Here is a 17,312-nt window from a genome sequence, read left to right on the forward strand (position 1 = left end):
ACGTCAGGGCTGGCCGGGTTTGAGCCGTACGAACAGCGCGTCGGCTTCGGTCAGCAGCTGATCACCATCGCACAACCGGCCCGATACGAAGATCTTGCGCCCGTCCGCCCGGTCGATGCCCGCGTCGAACTGAAGTTCCTTTTCCACCGGAACGATGTGTCGGTAGTCGATCTTGAGGTACGCGGTGCGTTGTCTCGGGCTGCCGGTGAGCACCGAGGCCGACAAGCCGAGGACGGAGTCGAACAGCATCCCCAGCGCACCGCCGTGCACGGCGCCGTTGCGGCCCAGATGGAACCGGGCGAAACGGGCCTGGCCGTGGATCCGGCCGTCCTCGCCCTTGTGGGCCGACATCGGGATGGTCAGGATGTTGCCGCGCATCGGCAGGTCCATCCGCCTGCCCGACGGGGACGTCCATTCGTCGGCGTCGAACGGGGCCAGCAGCGCCGACGCCTTCTCCAGCAGGTCAGCGGCCTCGGTGATCACCTCGTCGGGCGCGTCGGCCGCCCGGGCGTGGTCCTGCAGTGAGCGCACGGCCTCGATGAACCTGCCGTAGTCGGGCCCGCCCTTGGTCGTCGGCTCCGGTGGGTTGAATCCCCCGCCGGGGTGTCGCTGATGTTCGGCCACCAAGACACCGTATTGCCCGGCGGATGGGCTGTGACGCGGTGGTCAGACCGGCTGCTGGGCCCCCGCGGCCGACAACGTTTCGAATTCGTCGTCGGACAGCTCGATCCCAGCGGCGCCGACGTTCTCCTCCAGGTGCGCAACCTTGGACGTACCGGGGATGGGCACCATTACCGGCGAGCGTTTGAGCAACCACGCCAACGCCAACTGCGAGGGCGACGCGTCGTGCTCGGCGGCGATGCGCTGCAGCGGACCGTCGGGGGCGGCGAGCGGCCCGGCGGCCAGCGGGAACCACGGGATGAACCCGATGCCCTGCGCGGTCGCGGCGTCCAATAGCGGCTCGGCGGCGCGAGACGTCAGGTTGTACATGTTCTGCACCGACACGATCTCGGTGATGCGCAGGGCCGCGTTCAGCTGGTCGACGTCGATCTCGGACAGGCCGATGTGGCGGATCTTGCCTTCGTTTTTCAGCGCGAGCAGCTCGCCCACCTGATCCTCGAGCGGGAAGTTCGAGTCGATGCGGTGCAGCTGAAACAGATCGATGGTGTCCACGCCCAGCCGGCGCAGGCTCATCTCGCATTCCTGACGCAGATAGCTCGGATTGCCCAACGGAATCCAGACATCCGGGCCGGTGCGCAACAGCCCCGCCTTGGTCGCGATCGCCAGACCGTCGTAAGGATGCAGCGCCTCGCGAATGATCTCCTCGGACACGTAGGGACCGTAGGAGTCGGCGGTGTCGATGAAGTTCACGCCGAGTTCGACGGCCCGCCGCAGCACCCGGACGCATTCGTCGCGGTCGTCGGGCGGGCCCCACACGCCCTTTGCGGTCAGGCGCATGGCGCCGAAGCCGAGTCGGTTGACGGTCAGGTCACCACCGAAGGTGAATGTTCCGGATGCCCCTGCAACAGTTTTCGAGTTTTCTGCGCTCACACCTACAGACCGTACGCGCGATCCGCCGCGGCGCATCTCGGCGTGGCAAGCTGAGTACCGTGGACCTGCGAGCGCTCGAGGAACTCCCCCTGACCTACACCGAAGTGGGGGCGACCGCTTCCGGCGAACTGCCTGCCGGATACGACCATCAGCACGCCGAGCGCCAAATCGGCACGGGGCAGGAGCGTTTCGAGCAAGCGGCGGCCGCCGTCATGCGCTGGGGCATGCAGCGCGGATCCGGGCTGCGGGTGCAGGCCAGCTCCGAGATCGCCGTGGTCGACGCGGTGGTGGTGGTGAAAATCGGCTTCCTGCCGGCCCCCTGCCGCGTCGTCTACGTCGTCGACGAGCCCGACATCCGCGGCTTCGGCTACGGCACCCTGCCGGGCCACCCGGAATCCGGCGAGGAACGCTTCGTAGTTCGTCGCGACCCGGTGACCTCCGCGGTTTACGCGGAGGTCACCGCCTTCTCCCGGCCCGGAACCTGGTGGAGCAAGGCCGGCAGGCCGGTGCTGAAGGTGGGTCAGCGCCTCATCGCCAAGCGCTACCTACGCGCGGTCTGAGGGCTAACCGCCGCGACGGTGCCGATGTGCACGCCCTGCGCCAGCCGCGCCAGCGCCACGGCGCCCACCAGCAATCCGAAGTCGCGCAGCGCGACGTCGTAGAAGCCGGGCCCGGTGACCAGATCGATGATGATCCCGACCAGCCATGCCGCGACCACCCAGGCGCCCCAGCGCGGGGCCACCGCCACCAGCACGCCGGCCACAATCTCGATGACGCCCACCAGGTACATGCACTGATCGGCCGTCCCGGGCACCAGACCATCGATCCACCCGGCCAGATACATGCTCCAGTGATGCGGGTGGGTGAGCAGGTTGAAGAACTTGTCCAGCCCGAAAACGATGGGCGCGATGGTGAACACGGTGCGCAACGCGAGGTACGCCGAGTAGGCGGGATCCCTCAGCTGGTCGGCCAGAGCGTGACTCCCGGCGACTTGTTTGGTGGTCATATCTGCCTCCATTTCTAACGGATAACACTTTGTACGTTAGATTGGGTAGACTGTAGCGTCAAGCATTTTGTCTGTTAGAAACGGGGTCGAATGGACGACGCGGACTCCCTGGAGCGCGACGCCGCAGGAATCGGCGCACTCGCCGATCCCGTGCGCCGACAGCTCTACCAGTTCGTCGGCGCCCAACCGGGATGGGTGAGCCGTGACCAGGCGGCCGACGCCGTCGGAATCCCCCACCACCAGGCCAAGTTCCACCTCGACCGGCTCACCGCCGAAGGGCTGCTGGAATCCGATTACGCACGGCTGACGGGCCGCTCCGGCCCGGGAGCCGGACGTACCGCCAAGTTGTATCGCAGGGCTCGCCGTGACATCGCGGTCAGCCTTCCCCAGCGGGAGTACGAGTTGGCCGGGCGCTTGATGGCGACGGCCATCGCGCGCTCGGCCGCTACCGGCGAGCCGGTTACCGAGGTCCTCAACCGTGTCGCGCGCGAGTACGGCCACGCGATCGGCGCCACCGAACCCTCGGAGACGACGGTCCCGACCCCCCCGAAAGACGCCGCCGCGGCCCTGCAGCGCGCGGTCTTGGTGCTGCGCCGATACGGCTACGAGCCGCGTTTTTCCGACGGTGAGGTCGAGCTCGCCAACTGCCCGTTCCACGCGCTGGCGCAGGAGCAGACGGAGCTGGCCTGCAACATGAACCATGCGCTGATCAGCGGTGTGGCCGATGCGCTCGCACCGCATGGACCAGGCGCCCGGTTGTGTCCCGGCCGGGACCGGTGTTGCGTTGTGCTCACACCCGGCGACCACTAGGTCGTCGAGCATCACGCACTGTGGCGGCCAGTGCCCCTATGTCGCCCAGCGAGACAGCAATTCCGCAGCGCCCGTGCACATCTCGTCGATCACATCGGCCACCGATGCCTCGTTGTGGATCATCCCGACGCCCTGACCGGCATCCACGGGCGCGGTCCGGCAGTCGCCGGCGGTGATCGCGGCCGCCAGCTCCTCGCAGGCCCCCGCGTCCAGCGCCCCCTCGCGGCCCGTCCAGCGCTCGACGAAGTCGTTGGCCAGCACCCGCGACGGGAACCGCGCCGGCCACGGCAGCCCCTTGGCGACGTCAAAGACCCGGGTGACGGTGGTATCGGTTTCGGTGGCCGCGACCAGTGCCCGGCGGCCGGTGTCGCCGGTCAGCGCTTCCGGACATGCCGACAACCGGGTGCCAACCCACGCCCCGCTGGCGCCGGCGGCCAGCACCGCGGCCAGGCTGCGCGCCGAGGCGACGCCGCCGCCGGCCAGCACCGGCACCGAGACGGCCTCCAACACGGCGTCCAGCAGCGGTAGCAGTCCCAGCTTGTCCTCGCCGTGCCCGCCGCCCTCGGACCCGCGCGCGACCAGGATGTCGACCCCGGCGTCGACGGCCTGCCGGGCCCCGGCGCTGTCGTAAACCTGGGTCACGGTGGGAATTCCGGCTTTATGCGCCTTGGCGACCCACGACCATTCGGTGCCGAAGCTGACCGACAGCAGGGCGGGTCGTGCGGCCAGCGCGTCCTCGAGCAATCCGGACTCGTTGCGCATCACCCAGTCCACCATGCCGATACCGAACCGACCGTCGACGTGCTGTAGTTGCTCGGCGAGCAACTCCCTGGTCGCAACGCTGCCCATGCCGACCATGCCGAGACCCCCGGCCGCGGTGACCGCCGCTGCCAGTCGGCCGCCGGCCACCCCGCCCATCGGGGCATTGACGATGGGGACCCGCAGACCGAACTCGGCGGACCAGGGCGTCGACAACATCGGCGCCTAGTGCGCCGACGCGATGGTCTTCAGCACCGTCAGCAGGACCACGGAATCCTCGACCGCGTGCAGGGCGTGCCGTTCGGCGGGAATCGCGACGTAATCACCGGTTTTGCCGTCCCAGGTGTCTCCGCTGGTCGTCAGCCGAACGTGGCCCTGCAGCACCTGCAGCGTCGCCTCACCCGGGCTGTCGTGTTCGGACAGATCGTGACCGGCCAGCAGGGCCAGGACGGTCTGGCGAAGCTCGTGGGTATGGCCGCCATGAATGGTGTGGGCGGCCCGCCCGCTGTGCGATTGTTTGGCCTCGGCGATCTTTTCGGATGAGAGTTCGGTCAGCGAAATGGAATCCATCGTGGTCCTTCGAAGTTGCAGGGCCCTCACGCGGCCTTGAGGGTTGGGAGTTAACCGCTCAGTAGCAGTATCCCCGTCACGACGAGGCCGACGACTTTGACCGTCTCCAGCGCGACGTAGGCGTAGTGAGCGCGGGAGCGAGGTCCATCCGATCCCGCGAGCACCCGGTCGGCACGACGGGTCAGCGCGGGACGCACCGCGACCAGCTGAATGGCCAGCGCCGCCACGGCGACGGCGATCGCCACCGTGGCGCCGACCCGCGTCGGACCGGAAATCGCGATGGCCCCGATGACGAGGGCGAAAGCCACCTCGACGGTGTTGAGCGCGCGAAAAACCAGCCGCCCGATGCCAAGCCCGATCTGCACCGTCACATTGGGGGCCCGGAATTTCAGTGGAGCTTCCAAGAAGGAAATGGCCAGCACCATGCCGAGCCAGGTGAAGGTCAGCGCAACGGCAACCGCTGTGCCTGTGCTCATTTGGCCGCGCCTTGCAGCGTCAGGTGCGCCAGACACAGGTCCGGCTCGACGAACGGGTCGAGCCGATCCACCGAGACGGGCGCACCCCAGTTCTCCATGGCTCCTTGCATGAGGCCCAGATGCACCGGGCAGACGACACTCGACGAGTTTTCGGCCAATTCCAGAAAGGGGCAGTGCCGCAAGCCAACCTGCTGCTCTCCGTTGCTGACCCGGCGCTCGGGGGCGAAGCCGAGTTCGTCGAGCAAATCGATCAGGTGGGCGATGGCCTCCTCGGCGCTGTCGGCGTCGTCGGGCAGCGAATGCAACTCGGTACTCATCTTCTGGCCCCAGGCGCGGCCCGCGGCCAGGGCTTTGGGCCCGGGATTGCGCTCGGCGGCGAAGGCCTTGGCCAGGATCTCGGCCAGCAGCCGGTAGTGCCGCGTTCCGCCGCGATCCATCTGCCGGACCGCGCGGAACATCAGCGGTGGACGCCCCGGCCCCTTCCGGTCGAGCTCGACATGCTCCACCTGGCCGTCAACGACCAGGCTGTCGAGGTGGAAACGGACGGTGTTGGGGTGCACGCCGAGCACATCCGCGATTCCGGCGATGCTCATCGGATCCGGGGCGGCCCGCAGCAGCCGCATCACGGCGCGCCGCCGGCCGGCCGATTCACGGGTTGACGAGTCCTGGGACTTCTCGGATTTCACAGGGCCCCTCCCACTTCTCGTCGTTCACGCCCCGTCTGAATGGGTGGCACTGGGCTGGCCCGCCACCAGAGGCGTGTCGACACCGAGCGGACCAACCTTGGCCGCCCCGCCCGGGGATCCCAATGGGCCGTCGCGGCCCGGCAGCGTTTCAGCGAAGAATGCCTCATTGTCGGCCAGGTAGGGTTTGAGATCCTCAGGCAGGTCATCTTCGTAGTAAATCGCTTCCACCGGACAAACCGGCTCGCACGCGCCGCAGTCAACACACTCGTCGGGATGAATGTAGAGCGCCCGGCCGCCTTCGTAAATGCAATCCACCGGACATTCATCGACGCAAGCGCGGTCCATCACGTCGATGCACGGCTTCCCGATCACGTAGGTCATGGGCTAGAGTTTACACAACAATACTTGTGAAAACTAGACCGGAGGTCGGAGCCCATGCCCGCCAACGAACTTGACGTACGCCAGCTGCGTCAGCCGGCCAAGCACCCGACCATCTTCGCGACCTACGCCGCGCTGGAAGTCGGCGAATCGTTCGTTCTGGTCAATAACCACGACCCCAAGCACCTGCACGACGAATTCGAGGCCGACTACCCGAGCGGCTACGACTGGGAGTATCTCGATAAAGGCCCCAACGTCTGGCGCATTCGGATCGGTAAACTCGCTGATACCCCACCCCCAGTGCGCCACGGACATCTCGACCTGGCCATAGAGCCGCTGGAAAGCTCTGCGCGGCAGGAGATCTGATGTCAGGACAACGAGCAGGTTCCGAGCTTCCGCTACCCTCGTCCAGCCGCGCCGACGACGCGGTTGCCGGCCATTGGCTACTGGCACGACTCGGCAAGCGCGTGCTGCGCCCCGGCGGTGTCGAGCTGACCCGCACCCTGCTGTCCCACGCGAGGCTGACCGGGGCCGACGTCGTCGAGCTGGCGCCGGGCCTGGGCCGCACCGCTACCGAGATCGTGGCCCACGGGCCGCGGTCGTACGTCGGCGCCGAGGGTGACGCGGACGCGGCCAACGTCGTGCGCGGCGTGCTCAGCGATCTCGGTGCGCAAAACGCGGCCGTCCGGGTCACCGACGCGGCGGCCACCGGATTGCCCGACGCCAGCAGCGACGTCGTCATCGGGGAAGCGATGCTGAGCATGCAGGGCGACGCGGCCAAGCGGGCCATCGTCGCCGAGGCGGCGCGGGTGCTGCGGCCGGGCGGCCGCTACGCGATCCACGAGCTGGCCCTCACTCCCGACGACGTGCCGGAGGACATCAGCACAGACATCCGGCAGGCCCTTGCCCGGGCGATCAAGGTGAACGCGCGTCCATTGACGGTGGCGGAGTGGTCGAAACTGCTCGCTGAGCACGGGCTGCTGGTCGATGAGGTCGCGACCGCGCCCATGGCGCTGCTGCAGCCGCGCCGGCTGGTGTCCGACGAAGGGTTTCTCGGTGCGCTGCGATTCGCCCGGAACGTGCTCGTGCACCGCGACGCCCGCAAACGGGTCCTGATCATGCGCCGGACTTTCCAGAAACATCGCAAGCAGCTGGCCGCCGTCGCCATCGTCGCCCACAAACCGGCGCAGTCGGACACGACCGCCGCAAGGCGTTGAGCTCCGCCGTTGCACTCCGGCCGGCTTTGGGCCCGTTCCGCAATCTCTGCGTGACGGTTTAGTGACGCCCCCTGGCAAAACTTGGCTGCGGCAGTCGCGGGAGAACAAAGGAGCTTGCCGGTTATGGGTGCAACCCCACCGTCGTTGACGGAGTCCGACCTCGACGCGTTGGCGTCGGATTTTCTGCAGTCGCACTACCTCGGATCCATCTACGCCGACTGGTCACCGGATCGACGGCTCGACATGTTCTTGCGGCGGCGCGGTCTCGCCCGGGTGGCCAACGACGGCGACCTGTCCCACAACGTCTTGGAACGCATCATGGCCCGCGGGCGCGCGCCGCTGGCGCGGCATGGATTCGGCCCGTTCGTTCCTTAGCACCAGGTAGGCGATCAAATGACCCGAGATCTCAAAAAAAACGGCATTTCTCACGGCGAAAATACCGGTCAATGCATTGGTACAGACGTACTATTGTGGCTTAGTGCTGCAAGCGCCGCCGGGCCGGATGAGTCGTCGAGGTTAGCGGGGAGGGGACGATGAATTCACCGAAATGGATGGTTCATTGGCCGCAGCGCCGGCCGACGGCCACGATCTATCAGTTGACCGACCGCCTCCACAAAGGGCACATGGCTCGGGTGCCCGCTGACCAGATCACGCAGACCGTGGCGGCGTGGCTGGCCGACCTGGGTGCCGCCGACAGCCCGCTGGTCGACGAACTCGAGCGCGCCGTCTGTGGCGGCGACTGGGCCGCCGCGCACGCGCTGGGTGAGTGCTTGTCCATCGAGATTGCGGTGGCGGACTAGCGAAGTCGCCGTCCAGCAAAGCGCCGTTCTTAATCGACGGGCGTGTCCGGCCTCCGGACACAAATAAGGCACCTGCGGGCCCCGCGGGGCCGGCGCGCGTCGCACCACTGCGGTGACGACCGCGAGCAGGCCATACATGCAACCGCCGAGCGGCTGTTGCACGAGTGGGTGCACATCTGGCTGGCAAGCATCTATCGGCGCTGAGCTAGCACGCGCGCCGCACGGCCCAGGCTCGCTGCGATCAACTGCTCGGCGGCACCGAGGTAGGTTGATGACGGCTCCTTGCTCACCAGCTCGGCGATCGCCCGCTGCTCACCGGAAACGTCTGCGACAGCCAAGTTTTCGGCCATCCGCTGCGGGTGCACGGTCAACCCGGCCAGCAGCTCGCCACATTCCGACCCCGCGACGACGGTGCGGCGGGCCAGGGTGCGCAGGGTATCCCATTCGGCGTGCCATGCCCCGTCCGGCCGCTCGTCATTGGCCAGCGCCGCCGCCGTGTGCAGCGTCGCGACCAGCGGCGGGGCCGTGATGGCGGCACGACGGATCAGGATGGACAGCACCGGGTTTCGCTTGTGCGGCATCGACGACGACCCGCCGCGGTTGGCGGCCGCCGGCTCGTCGAGTTCGGCGATCTCCGGGCGCACCAGGGTGACGATGTCGGAGGCGATGCGACCCCAGGCGTCGGTGCAGCCGACCAAGGCGTCGGCGGCCGCGGTGATGGGTGCGCGGGCGGTGTGCCACGTGGACCGGTCATGCAAGCCCAATGTGGTTGCGGCGTTTCGCACGAGCTGCAGTGCGACGCCGGCCGCGTCGCTGGTGCCGGTGAGCAACGCCGCCAGTTCCGTCGTGGCGCCCAATGTCCCTGCGGCGCCGCCGATTTGGATCGGCGTGCTCAGCACCGCCACCCGCTCGAACGCGTCGACAATGCCGTTCAGCCAGCCGGCGGCCTTGACGCCGAAGGTGGTGGGTGCGGCATGCTGGGTAAGGGTCCGGGCCACCATCGGCGTGCCCCGGTGTTGTTTCGCGAGTTCTGACAGCGTACCAACCTGCTGCCTCAGCTCGGTTGTCAGGTGATCGGCGACCGCGCGCACGGCCAGCATCAGGCTGGTGTCCAGGACGTCCTGGCTGGTGAGCCCGCGATGAATCCAGGGCGCGATGCCCGACTCCGCCCGTTGCCGGAGCAGCTTCACCAGCGGAATAACCGGGTTGCCGCCGCCCTCGGCGCTGACGGCGATCGATTCACCGTCGTTGTGCGTGACCAGGTTCCACAGCTCGGCGCCGGCGCACTCGGCGGGTGCCAGGCCGGCGGCCGCCAGCGCGTCCAACCACGCGCACTCCACCGCGACCATCGATCCCAGCAGCGCCTCATCGGTCATGTGGTCGCCGGCGCGATGGTCTCCGGGCCACAACAGGTTGCTCATCGCGCGTCTTCCGAGTACGCCAGGAACACGGTCTCGGCCGGGCCCTGCAGGTGGATGTCGAAACGGTACGCCGCACCCTCGTTTTCGGCGGCGCAGAGCAATGTGGGCCGGCGCTCGGCGGCTACGGCCGCCAACAGCGGATCGGAGTGCGACTCGGCGCCCGGCAGGTAGGCCCGGGTGTACAGCCGGTCCAGCAGTCCCCTGGCGAACACGGTGAGCGCGAAGAACGGCGGTCGCCCCGCGATCGCCGATCCGGGCCGCAGGGTGGTGAAGGAGTAGCTTCCGGCATCGTCGGTCGCGCAGCGTCCCCAACCAGTGAACACCGTGGGCTCGCGGCGCAGCGAACCGGCTTGGCGCGCAACGCCTCCCGCGCTGTTGGGTTGCCAGAGCTCGATCAGCGCGTCCTGGACGACGGCTCCGGCGCCGTCGTACACCGTGCCGTGCAGCCGGATCGCCTGCGAATGGCCCGGGCCGATCAGCGCGTTGTCACCGGGATATGGCAGTCCCAGGTGAAGGAAGGGGCCGACGGTTTGCCCCGGCGTGCAGGCTGATTCAGTCATCTGCACGCTCGGTCGGGGTTCGCGCACCGCCGGCCAACACGATGTCCCATCGGTACCCCGTCGCGTACTCCGGCTCGGTGAGGTCATGGTCGTAGCGGGCGATCAGCCGTTGGCGTGCGGCGGGATCCAGGATCGACTGAAAGATCGGGTCCAGCCCGAACATCGGATCGCCCGGAAAGTACATCTGGGTCACGAGTCGCTGGGTGAAAGCGGTTCCGAAGACGGAGAAATGGATGTGCGCCGGGCGCCACGCATTGTGGTGGTTGCGCCACGGGTAGGGGCCGGGCTTGATGGTCAGGAAGCGGTAGGTGCCGTCCGGACCGGTCAGACAGCGGCCCGCGCCGGTGAAGTTCGGGTCGAGCGGAGCGGGGTGCTGGTCGCGCTGGTGACGGTAGCGGCCGCCGGCATTGGCTTGCCAGATCTCCACCAGCTGCCCCGCGACCGGCCGACCGGAGTCGTCGAGGACGCGCCCTGTCACGACGACGCGCTCCCCGATCGGCTCGCCTGGGTGCCCGGCGGTCAAGTCGGCATCGAGTGGGTCGACGTCCTGGTGGCCGAAGCACGGCGCCCATCGTTCGACCCCCTCGGGGTCGACCACCACCAGCGGTTGCTTGGGATGGCGCAGGATCGTGCTGCGGTACGGCGGATAGTCCAGCCGCGGTAGCTCGCGTTGCCCGACTCCCCCGCGGACGCCCTGGTATTGCGCTGCGATGCGGGCGATCTCCGCCGAAATGTCACCCTGAGAGGCGACAGGCTCGGGGTTCATGTGCCGTGAGGCTACTCTCGGTGGCCCACCGAATGCCGCAAGCGGGCGGTGTCGTCGGGATTACAGAGAACGCACCAGCGCCGCGCGCCCCTTCGTGCGCATCTTGTAGGTTGCCGAGCCGCGGTACTGTTCCATCCTCGCGGCCATCTTGTTGCCCAGCTCCTCGAGTTCGACGTCGGTGATCTTCACTTCCGGGGGAGCGGGAATCATGTCGCGTTCCTCTTCGTCGGCGTGGGCCTCCAGCACCGTCTTGAAGGAGTTCCACTCGTCCTCATAGCCGGGCGCGCTCTGCGGGGTTCTGAGCAGCACGGAAAGTTGGTCGACCACCTGGCGATGCTCGGCGTGCGCGACCGCGATCAGCTTGCTGGCATCTTTGAGCGCCGGGTAGTACAGGTCGTCCTCGATGCGGAAGTGGATGTCGAGCTCAATCAGCAAATCGTCGAAAAGGGCGTGCCGCTCTTCGGAATTCACCGGTGCGTCGCTGATCTTGCGGCCCAGGCCCTTGATCACGACGTGGTGATCCTTGAGCACGTCATAGGCGTTCAATTGGTTCCTCCTTTTGCGATTCCAACCGCGCCGCCGGGAGCGTGCCGCCGCTCACCGCGGACTTCGACCACTCCGTCGACCAATCGGGCCTCGTAGCACGGCAGCGGCGCTGCTGCCGGGCCGCGCACAACTTCGCCGGACTCGGCGGCGAACCATGAACCGTGCCAGGGGCAAACCAGCCGGCCCCGGTCCATCCAGCCGTCGGCCATCGGTGCGGCCAGGTGCGGGCAGAATTCCCCGTAAGCCGCCACCTCACCTGGCCTGGTTCGGCAGACCACCAGGCCCACCCCGTCGACCTCGACGCGTACCGGCTTGCCGTTCAACGAACTTGCGGGCAGCACCGGCGTCCAGGTGGAGGTGCGCAGTCGCGGACCCGATTGGTCGATGCCGATCCCGGACTCGAAGACCAGCGCACCACCGAGGTAGCTGCCGGCGACGGTGATGCCGTAGCCGAGAGCGGTCAGCAGGATGCCCCGCCCGTGGCGCCCCTTGCGCCGGTCCCACCAGGACTGGATGTACAGCGCGGTGGCGGCCACGTTCACCAGGCCGTGCACCGCGCCGATGCGGCGGTCCTCCTCGTGGGTGTGCTGCCAGTCGGTGACGCCGGTGACCGCCGAGCCGAGGCTCGCCAGGATCCCCACCCCGAGTGCGCGCGACGCGAAACGCGATGCGTCGACGACCTCGGCTGCCGGCTGACCCGGCAGCAGGCTCAGCGCGTCCAGGGCCACCGTGGTCCCGAGGGCACCACTGGTCAGCGACGCCAGTGGCGGGTGCACCGGGTGACCTAGCCAGACCCCGTTGAGTGCGTTGGTGACGGTGTTGCGGGCACCACCGAGCCCGTTGTAGGCGAAGCTCAGCAGATGTTCGAACCGATAGCTCGGCCGATCGATCCAGTCCTGGCGTCCGATGACGGCCAGAACCCTCGATCCCACCTGCTGCAATCGACCCCCTCGTGGCCGGCCCACCATGGCACCAGTTCCTTCCTCAGATCAGCGGAAAACAATGGTTAATTACCGCAAAACCGAAAGTTTACCCCTTGTTTACGCCGCGCTCGCGGGCGAGGTGGTTCTGTCGTGACCCACCGTAGCCGCGGGCTTCCACCATTTATTTGTCGGAAACCTGTGAATCAGCACCAAGCATGCTTGTAGCAGTCTGGTCGGCAGGACCGCCTGGTGATTGACCGGCGCCGCAGACTGCGAGATTCTACTGAGCGGAGAGTGCTTCTGTAAGACAGAAAGGTCGCAGGGGACCCATGACAAACCGTCGCGGTGAGTTGGTCGAGGTCTTCGAGAACGTGCGCCGGGGAATGATCCCCGCGCACATCTACAACGACTCCGAACTGTTCGCGCTGGAGAAGCAACGGTTGTTCAGCCGGGCGTGGACCTTCGTGGGGCACGAGTCCGAAATCCCGCAGGACGGCGACTACGTGGTGCGCCGCGTGCTCGACGACTCGTTCATCATCACCCGCGACTCGCACGGCACCGTACGCGCGCTGTTCAATATGTGCCTGCATCGCGGAATGCAGGTCTGTCGGGCGGAGATGGGAAATGCCTCCAACTTCCGCTGCCCCTACCACGGTTGGACCTACCGCAACGACGGCCGGCTCACCGGACTGCCGTTTCACCGGGAGGCCTACGGTGGCGATGAGGGGTTCACCAAGGGCCAAAGTTTGCTGCCCGCACCCAATTTCGCGAGCTACAACGGCCTGCTGTTCATCAGCATGGACCCAGAAGCCGAACCGCTGGAAGAGTTCCTCGGCGACTTCAAGTTCTATCTGGACTACTACACCAGGCAAAGCGCCGGCGGTGTCCAGGTGCGGGGGCCGCAGCGCTGGCGGATCAAGGCGAACTGGAAGATCGGCGCCGAGAACTTCGCCGGGGACATGTACCACACCCCGCACACCCATGCGTCAATCGTCGACATCGGGCTCTTCCGCGAGCCGAAAGCCCAGAAGCGCAAAGACGGCGCCACCTATTGGGCGCACCGCGGCGGCGGGACCACCTACAAACTTCCGCCCGGCGACTTCGACGCGCGGATGCGCTACGTCGGTTACCCCGACGAGATGATCGGCCGGATCAAGGGCGCCTGGACACCGCAACAGCAGCGGGTGGTCGGCGAAGATGGATTCATGATCTCGGCCGCGACGTGCTTTCCGAACCTCAGCTTCGTGCACAACTGGCCCAAGGTGCGTGACCGCGGCGACGGCCGGCAGGCAGAGGTGTTGCCGTTCATTTCGATCCGGCTGTGGCAGCCCATCAGTGAGAATGAAACGGAAGTGTGCTCGTGGTTCGCGGTGGACTCTGCCGCTCCGGCGCAGTACAAACAAGACTCGTACAAGGCGTATTTGATGTGCTTCGGGTCGACCGGCATGTTCGAACAAGACGACGTGGAGAACTGGGTGTCGCTGACCACCACCGCGGGCGGTTCGATGGCGCGACGGCTGCTGCTGAACAGCCGGATGGGTCTGCTCGCCGACGATAGTCCCGTCATAAAGCCGTTGCCGCCGGGCGCTTTCCACGGACCGGGGCGCGCGCAAGTCGGCTACAACGAGCACAACCAGCGAGCGCTGCTGAACATGTGGGCCGACTATCTGCAGCGGGCGCCCGCATGAAAGAGCCGCCGCGGTCACTGCCGTTCAACGACACTCGGCACCTCGGGGCACATCGATTCCTGGTGGACGAGGCGTACCTGCTTGACGCCCAGCAGTATGAGGCGTGGCTGGACATGCTGACCGACGACGTCCGCTACGCCATGCCGGTGCGCGTCACGACCGCGCGCGGCGCCGGTTTCGACACGTCGCCGGAAAGGGGCCCCGGCATGGACCATTTCGACGAGGACAAATACTCGCTGTCCCAGCGGGTGGCGCGGATGGGCACCGAGCACGTGTGGGCCGAGGACCCCCCGTCGCGGCTGCGTCATTTCATCACCAACGTGCGCACCTTCACCGGCGACGACGACGCTCACCTGGTGGTCGAATCGGCCGAACTGCTGTTCCGCAGCCGGGGCGACGTCAACGACAGCGCCCTGATGTCATGCGGGCGCCAGGACGTATTGCGCTGGTGCGATGATCGCTGGAAGCTGGCCCGCCGCACCATTATCGCCGACGAGTCGGTGCTGAGAATGCAGAACCTGGCGGTGTTCCTATGAACGATCAGCTGCAGCAGCTGCTCGACGGTGCGGTCGGCGAACCGATCAGCGTCGCAAACGAATTCACCGAGGTCATGGTGCACCGGGTCGACACCCGCAACGGATCGCGCCTGCTGATCGCCGCGCCGCGATCCGGACAGTGGATCACCCTCGACGCGCTCGAGGTCGAGGCATTGACCTGGCAGAACCCTCGGACGCTGGCCGCCATGGTAGGCAATTCCCATGCGCCTCTGCTGCCCGACGACACCGAACCTGCACCATGACCGGCTGGCTGGAGGGCAAGCGAGCCCTGGTGGTGGGGGCCGGTTCCGGGATCGGCCGTGCCGTGGTGGCGGCCTTCGGCGCAGAGGGTGCCAATACTGCTGTGCTGGAACGAGATCCATCCAAGTGTGAGGAGTTGCGGCAACAGCTGCCTCAGGTTCCGGTGGTCGAGGGCGACGCCACCACGCGCGAGGCCAATGACCGCGCCGTCGCCGCCGCCTTGGATGCCTTCGACGGATTGGACACCCTGGTCAACTGCGTCGGGGTCTTCGACTTCTACCGAGGTGTGAGCGACATCGGCGCCGACGCACTCCCCGGCGCGTTCGACGAAATGTTTCGCACCAACGTGCTCAGCCATTTGCTGTCGGTCAAGGCCGCGCTTCCGGCGCTGCGGAACGCGAGCGGTTCCTCGATCGTGCTGACCGAGTCCGCGTCGTCGTTCTATCCCGGACGCGGCGGGGCGCTCTACGTCGCCTCGAAATTCGCGGTGCGCGGGCTGGTTTCGGCGTTGGCGCACGAACTGGCCCCGGACATCAGGGTCAACGGGGTGGCGCCTGGCGGCACACTCAACACCGACCTGCGCGGCCTGTCCAGCCTGGGGCTCGGCGAGACTCGGCTGGACGACGGGCCGGACCGGGCGTCAGACGTCGCCGCGCGCAGTCCCTTGCATGTCGCGCTCACCGGCGCGGACCACGCGTGGAGTTACGTGTTTTTGGCGTCCCAGCGGTCGCGTGGAATCACCGGCGAAACCGTGCGGCCCGACGGCGGATTCGGGTTGGGCGCGCCGCGATGACCGACCTCGAGCAGCAGCGCGCTCTGGTGGCGCAGGGGTGTCGCGTCGCGGCGGCCCGCGGACTGGTCGACGGCATCCTCGGCCACCTGAGCCTGCGCGTCGGCGATGGGCGCCTGCTGGTGCGCTGCCGAAGCGATACCGACATTGGGGTGGCATTCACCCGACCCAGTGACATCCGGCTGATCACCTTCGACGGTACCGCCGGTGCCCCAGGCGAACTCGACGGGTATCGCGTGCCCAACGAACTGTCGATCCACATCGAGACCATGCTGGCCGACCCTGGGCATGTCGCGGTCGCGCACCTACATCCACCGAACGTGGTCGCGGCCGACCTGGCCGGCATCACGCTCCGGCCGATCTACGGCGCCTATGACATTCCCGGCGCCTGGTTGGCGCGCGGCGGTGTTCCCGTTTACGAACGAGCTGTGCTGATCCGAAATTCGCGCCTGGGCAAGGAAATGGTGGCGGCGATGCGCGACCGGCCGGTGGTGATCTGCCGCGGACACGGAATCACCAGCGCCGCCGCGACAGTGCCCCAGGCCGTGCTGCAGGTGATCGGCCTCGACGCGCTGGCGCGGATGTCGCTGCGGGTGCTCGCGACCGGCGCCGCGCTGCGCGACATCGACGACGCGGACTGGGATGACCTGCCGGACTTGGGGTCTGCGTTCACCGCCGAGGCGGCCTGGCGCCACGAAGTGGCACGGCTTGCCGGACGCTAGCCGAGCTGATCCCCAATCTCCTTGGCGGCCGCAACAAGTGCGGCGGCCACCGCCGGATACCGGGAGGCTTCCAGCCGGTGTTGTGGCGCGGCGGCGTTGAGCGCGAGCCGCAGCCCGGGTGCGCGGGTCGGGATCGGCACGGCAACCGAGGCGACGCCTTCCTCACTCTCTTCGGAGTTGGTGGCGTAGCCGCGCTCGCGGATATCGACGAGCTCGGCTTCCAACGCGGTGCGGGTGCCGATCGAGCGCGAGGTGATGCGCTTCAGCCGCTCTCGCGGCAGCAGCGCACGCAATTCCGGGTGCGGCAACTGGGCCAGCATGACCTTGCCCGTCGAGGTGCAATGGGCCGGCATAACGCGGCCAAGCCGCGACGCCACCCGCACGGCGGCCGGCCCCTCGACCGCGGCGACGAATCGGACGCTGGCCCCGTCCAGCATGCCGACGTGCACCGTTTCGCGCAGTTGTTCGCTGAGGGCGCGCATGACGGGCGCGGCGGATCGCGCGATGTCGATGCGGCCGAAGATCGCGAACGCCACCCCGGTCAACGACGGACCGGGTAGGTACGCCTTGGACACCGGGTCCTGCCGAACGAACCCGCGATAGGCCAGCATCGCCAGCAACCGATGCGCGGTCGATGACGCCACGCCCAGATAGCGCGTCGCCTCACTCAACCGGATCTGGGGCTGTTCACCCAACAACAGCAACAGCTTGAGCGCGTTGTCGACCGACTCGATCGGATACTGCGGCGCGAGCGGATCGGCGCCTGGTGCCACCGTGGCGTCCTCGGCGCCCGACTCACGCTTGTGTGGCATGGCTCCACGGTAACCAGTAATAAGCGCGGCTTCA

25 protein-coding genes and 1 pseudogene are annotated in these 17,312 nt (G+C 67.5%); 12 read left to right on the forward strand and 14 right to left on the reverse strand.

Annotation, left to right across the window (positions count from 1 at the left end):
• Positions 1–3 precede the first annotated feature (3 nt).
• A complete protein-coding gene (locus A5686_RS14930; protein ID WP_067935495.1) occupies positions 4–627 on the reverse strand; it encodes a PaaI family thioesterase in 624 nt (207 codons plus the stop codon).
• 39 nt (positions 628–666) lie between these two features.
• On the reverse strand, positions 667–1,587 hold the full coding sequence (locus A5686_RS14935; RefSeq protein ID WP_067935498.1) for an aldo/keto reductase: 921 nt from the start codon (positions 1,585–1,587) through the stop codon (positions 667–669).
• A gap of 23 nt (positions 1,588–1,610) precedes the next feature.
• Between A5686_RS14935 and A5686_RS14940 the strand changes: the two genes are divergently transcribed.
• Complete coding sequence (locus A5686_RS14940) at positions 1,611–2,111, forward strand: DUF1990 family protein (RefSeq protein WP_067935501.1); 501 nt, start codon at positions 1,611–1,613, stop codon at positions 2,109–2,111.
• Here the strand turns inward: A5686_RS14940 and A5686_RS14945 are convergent.
• A complete protein-coding gene (locus A5686_RS14945) occupies positions 2,093–2,557 on the reverse strand; it encodes a DoxX family membrane protein (protein ID WP_067935505.1) in 465 nt (154 codons plus the stop codon). The genes A5686_RS14940 and A5686_RS14945 overlap by 19 nt on opposite strands.
• 90 nt (positions 2,558–2,647) lie before the next feature.
• Between A5686_RS14945 and A5686_RS14950 the strand changes: the two genes are divergently transcribed.
• Positions 2,648–3,367 carry a metalloregulator ArsR/SmtB family transcription factor gene (locus A5686_RS14950; RefSeq protein WP_067935508.1) on the forward strand — a complete coding sequence of 240 codons (720 nt, stop codon included), beginning with the start codon at positions 2,648–2,650 and terminating at the stop codon, positions 3,365–3,367.
• Positions 3,368–3,403: 36 nt separating this feature from the next.
• Here A5686_RS14950 and A5686_RS14955 read toward each other — a convergent pair whose 3' ends face one another.
• The 5 genes from A5686_RS14955 to fdxA all read right to left on the reverse strand — a co-directional run bounded on the left by A5686_RS14955 (position 3,404) and on the right by fdxA (position 6,239).
• Positions 3,404–4,345: a nitronate monooxygenase family protein gene (locus A5686_RS14955; protein WP_067935510.1), complete on the reverse strand. Its 942-nt coding sequence runs from the start codon at positions 4,343–4,345 to the stop codon at positions 3,404–3,406.
• 6 nt (positions 4,346–4,351) lie between these two features.
• Positions 4,352–4,696 carry a cupin domain-containing protein gene (locus A5686_RS14960; protein ID WP_067935512.1) on the reverse strand — a complete coding sequence of 115 codons (345 nt, stop codon included), beginning with the start codon at positions 4,694–4,696 and terminating at the stop codon, positions 4,352–4,354.
• A 50-nt stretch (positions 4,697–4,746) separates the two neighbouring features.
• Positions 4,747–5,172: a hypothetical protein gene (locus tag A5686_RS14965; protein WP_067935515.1), complete on the reverse strand. Its 426-nt coding sequence runs from the start codon at positions 5,170–5,172 to the stop codon at positions 4,747–4,749.
• The gene (locus tag A5686_RS14970; protein WP_231986388.1) at positions 5,169–5,795 is read right to left on the reverse strand and encodes a metalloregulator ArsR/SmtB family transcription factor; all 627 of its coding nucleotides are present in this window, start codon (positions 5,793–5,795) and stop codon (positions 5,169–5,171) included. Before A5686_RS14970 ends, A5686_RS14965 begins: the two co-directional genes overlap by 4 nt.
• Positions 5,796–5,882: 87 nt before the next feature.
• Positions 5,883–6,239 carry a ferredoxin gene (gene fdxA, locus A5686_RS14975; protein WP_067935520.1) on the reverse strand — a complete coding sequence of 119 codons (357 nt, stop codon included), beginning with the start codon at positions 6,237–6,239 and terminating at the stop codon, positions 5,883–5,885.
• Positions 6,240–6,293: 54 nt separating this feature from the next.
• Between fdxA and A5686_RS14980 the strand changes: the two genes are divergently transcribed.
• From A5686_RS14980 to A5686_RS27980, 5 genes and pseudogenes are all read left to right on the forward strand, one after another.
• Complete coding sequence (locus A5686_RS14980) at positions 6,294–6,602, forward strand: DUF2249 domain-containing protein (protein ID WP_067935523.1); 309 nt, start codon at positions 6,294–6,296, stop codon at positions 6,600–6,602.
• Entirely contained in the window at positions 6,602–7,453 is an 852-nt protein-coding gene (locus tag A5686_RS14985; RefSeq protein ID WP_067935526.1) for a class I SAM-dependent methyltransferase, read from the forward strand. The genes A5686_RS14980 and A5686_RS14985 overlap by 1 nt, the downstream gene beginning before the upstream one ends.
• 144 nt (positions 7,454–7,597) lie before the next feature.
• Positions 7,598–7,828, forward strand: coding sequence for a hypothetical protein (locus A5686_RS14990; RefSeq protein ID WP_197520594.1), 231 nt, complete (start codon positions 7,598–7,600; stop codon positions 7,826–7,828).
• A 158-nt stretch (positions 7,829–7,986) separates the two neighbouring features.
• Positions 7,987–8,253, forward strand: coding sequence for a hypothetical protein (locus A5686_RS14995; RefSeq protein ID WP_067935532.1), 267 nt, complete (start codon positions 7,987–7,989; stop codon positions 8,251–8,253).
• A gap of 42 nt (positions 8,254–8,295) precedes the next feature.
• A pseudogene (locus A5686_RS27980) lies at positions 8,296–8,412 on the forward strand (TetR/AcrR family transcriptional regulator); the annotation flags it as partial.
• 32 nt (positions 8,413–8,444) lie between these two features.
• On the opposite strand, the gene A5686_RS15000 reads toward A5686_RS27980, so the two are convergent.
• Genes A5686_RS15000 through A5686_RS15020 form a run of 5 tightly spaced genes read right to left on the reverse strand, consistent with a single transcriptional unit; the run spans position 8,445 to position 12,514 of the window.
• Positions 8,445–9,674: a lyase family protein gene (locus A5686_RS15000; RefSeq protein ID WP_067935535.1), complete on the reverse strand. Its 1,230-nt coding sequence runs from the start codon at positions 9,672–9,674 to the stop codon at positions 8,445–8,447.
• On the reverse strand, positions 9,671–10,234 hold the full coding sequence (gene pcaG, locus A5686_RS15005; protein WP_067935538.1) for a protocatechuate 3,4-dioxygenase subunit alpha: 564 nt from the start codon (positions 10,232–10,234) through the stop codon (positions 9,671–9,673). Before pcaG ends, A5686_RS15000 begins: the two co-directional genes overlap by 4 nt.
• Positions 10,227–11,000 (reverse strand): protocatechuate 3,4-dioxygenase subunit beta, encoded by a 774-nt coding sequence (gene pcaH / locus A5686_RS15010; protein ID WP_067935541.1) that lies wholly within the window; start codon positions 10,998–11,000, stop codon positions 10,227–10,229. Before pcaH ends, pcaG begins: the two co-directional genes overlap by 8 nt.
• A gap of 60 nt (positions 11,001–11,060) precedes the next feature.
• On the reverse strand, positions 11,061–11,546 hold the full coding sequence (locus tag A5686_RS15015; RefSeq protein ID WP_067935544.1) for a hemerythrin domain-containing protein: 486 nt from the start codon (positions 11,544–11,546) through the stop codon (positions 11,061–11,063).
• A complete protein-coding gene (locus A5686_RS15020) occupies positions 11,543–12,514 on the reverse strand; it encodes a Rieske 2Fe-2S domain-containing protein (protein WP_067935546.1) in 972 nt (323 codons plus the stop codon). Before A5686_RS15020 ends, A5686_RS15015 begins: the two co-directional genes overlap by 4 nt.
• A 284-nt stretch (positions 12,515–12,798) precedes the next feature.
• On the opposite strand from A5686_RS15020, the gene A5686_RS15025 reads away from it, so the two are divergent.
• The 5 genes from A5686_RS15025 to A5686_RS15045 are packed head-to-tail and all read left to right on the forward strand — an operon-like array spanning position 12,799 to position 16,466.
• Positions 12,799–14,157 (forward strand): Rieske 2Fe-2S domain-containing protein, encoded by a 1,359-nt coding sequence (locus tag A5686_RS15025; RefSeq protein ID WP_067935549.1) that lies wholly within the window; start codon positions 12,799–12,801, stop codon positions 14,155–14,157.
• Complete coding sequence (locus A5686_RS15030) at positions 14,154–14,693, forward strand: 3-phenylpropionate/cinnamic acid dioxygenase subunit beta (protein ID WP_067935551.1); 540 nt, start codon at positions 14,154–14,156, stop codon at positions 14,691–14,693. The genes A5686_RS15025 and A5686_RS15030 overlap by 4 nt, the downstream gene beginning before the upstream one ends.
• Positions 14,690–14,956, forward strand: a complete 267-nt coding sequence (locus A5686_RS15035) for a dihydrodiol dehydrogenase (RefSeq protein WP_067935553.1) — start codon at positions 14,690–14,692, stop codon at positions 14,954–14,956. Before A5686_RS15030 ends, A5686_RS15035 begins: the two co-directional genes overlap by 4 nt.
• A complete protein-coding gene (gene hcaB / locus A5686_RS15040; protein WP_067935556.1) occupies positions 14,953–15,747 on the forward strand; it encodes a 3-(cis-5,6-dihydroxycyclohexa-1,3-dien-1-yl)propanoate dehydrogenase in 795 nt (264 codons plus the stop codon). Before A5686_RS15035 ends, hcaB begins: the two co-directional genes overlap by 4 nt.
• The gene (locus A5686_RS15045) at positions 15,744–16,466 is read left to right on the forward strand and encodes a class II aldolase/adducin family protein (RefSeq protein WP_067935559.1); all 723 of its coding nucleotides are present in this window, start codon (positions 15,744–15,746) and stop codon (positions 16,464–16,466) included. Before hcaB ends, A5686_RS15045 begins: the two co-directional genes overlap by 4 nt.
• On the opposite strand, the gene A5686_RS15050 is transcribed toward A5686_RS15045, so the two are convergent.
• A complete protein-coding gene (locus A5686_RS15050) occupies positions 16,463–17,278 on the reverse strand; it encodes an IclR family transcriptional regulator (protein WP_067935561.1) in 816 nt (271 codons plus the stop codon). The genes A5686_RS15045 and A5686_RS15050 overlap by 4 nt on opposite strands.
• Between the last annotated feature and the right edge of the window lie 34 nt (positions 17,279–17,312).

The sequence above is a fragment of the Mycobacterium sp. E2479 genome (assembly GCF_001667925.1).
Classification (GTDB): domain Bacteria; phylum Actinomycetota; class Actinomycetes; order Mycobacteriales; family Mycobacteriaceae; genus Mycobacterium.

Coding starts and splice junctions, on each gene's coding strand:
- A5686_RS14935 (WP_067935498.1), bottom strand. CDS start 1,587: ATGCGCCGCGGCGGATCGCGCGTACGGTCTGTAGGTGTGAGCGCAGAA.
- A5686_RS14945 (WP_067935505.1), bottom strand. CDS start 2,557: ATGACCACCAAACAAGTCGCCGGGAGTCACGCTCTGGCCGACCAGCTG.
- A5686_RS14950 (WP_067935508.1), top strand. CDS start 2,648: ATGGACGACGCGGACTCCCTGGAGCGCGACGCCGCAGGAATCGGCGCA.
- A5686_RS14955 (WP_067935510.1), bottom strand. CDS start 4,345: ATGTTGTCGACGCCCTGGTCCGCCGAGTTCGGTCTGCGGGTCCCCATC.
- A5686_RS14960 (WP_067935512.1), bottom strand. CDS start 4,696: ATGGATTCCATTTCGCTGACCGAACTCTCATCCGAAAAGATCGCCGAG.
- A5686_RS14965 (WP_067935515.1), bottom strand. CDS start 5,172: ATGAGCACAGGCACAGCGGTTGCCGTTGCGCTGACCTTCACCTGGCTC.
- A5686_RS14970 (WP_231986388.1), bottom strand. CDS start 5,795: ATGCGGCTGCTGCGGGCCGCCCCGGATCCGATGAGCATCGCCGGAATC.
- fdxA (WP_067935520.1), bottom strand. CDS start 6,239: ATGACCTACGTGATCGGGAAGCCGTGCATCGACGTGATGGACCGCGCT.
- A5686_RS14980 (WP_067935523.1), top strand. CDS start 6,294: ATGCCCGCCAACGAACTTGACGTACGCCAGCTGCGTCAGCCGGCCAAG.
- A5686_RS14985 (WP_067935526.1), top strand. CDS start 6,602: ATGTCAGGACAACGAGCAGGTTCCGAGCTTCCGCTACCCTCGTCCAGC.
- A5686_RS14995 (WP_067935532.1), top strand. CDS start 7,987: ATGAATTCACCGAAATGGATGGTTCATTGGCCGCAGCGCCGGCCGACG.
- A5686_RS15000 (WP_067935535.1), bottom strand. CDS start 9,674: ATGAGCAACCTGTTGTGGCCCGGAGACCATCGCGCCGGCGACCACATG.
- pcaG (WP_067935538.1), bottom strand. CDS start 10,234: ATGACTGAATCAGCCTGCACGCCGGGGCAAACCGTCGGCCCCTTCCTT.
- pcaH (WP_067935541.1), bottom strand. CDS start 11,000: ATGAACCCCGAGCCTGTCGCCTCTCAGGGTGACATTTCGGCGGAGATC.
- A5686_RS15020 (WP_067935546.1), bottom strand. CDS start 12,514: ATGGTGGGCCGGCCACGAGGGGGTCGATTGCAGCAGGTGGGATCGAGG.
- A5686_RS15025 (WP_067935549.1), top strand. CDS start 12,799: ATGACAAACCGTCGCGGTGAGTTGGTCGAGGTCTTCGAGAACGTGCGC.
- A5686_RS15030 (WP_067935551.1), top strand. CDS start 14,154: ATGAAAGAGCCGCCGCGGTCACTGCCGTTCAACGACACTCGGCACCTC.
- A5686_RS15035 (WP_067935553.1), top strand. CDS start 14,690: ATGAACGATCAGCTGCAGCAGCTGCTCGACGGTGCGGTCGGCGAACCG.
- hcaB (WP_067935556.1), top strand. CDS start 14,953: ATGACCGGCTGGCTGGAGGGCAAGCGAGCCCTGGTGGTGGGGGCCGGT.
- A5686_RS15045 (WP_067935559.1), top strand. CDS start 15,744: ATGACCGACCTCGAGCAGCAGCGCGCTCTGGTGGCGCAGGGGTGTCGC.
- A5686_RS15050 (WP_067935561.1), bottom strand. CDS start 17,278: ATGCCACACAAGCGTGAGTCGGGCGCCGAGGACGCCACGGTGGCACCA.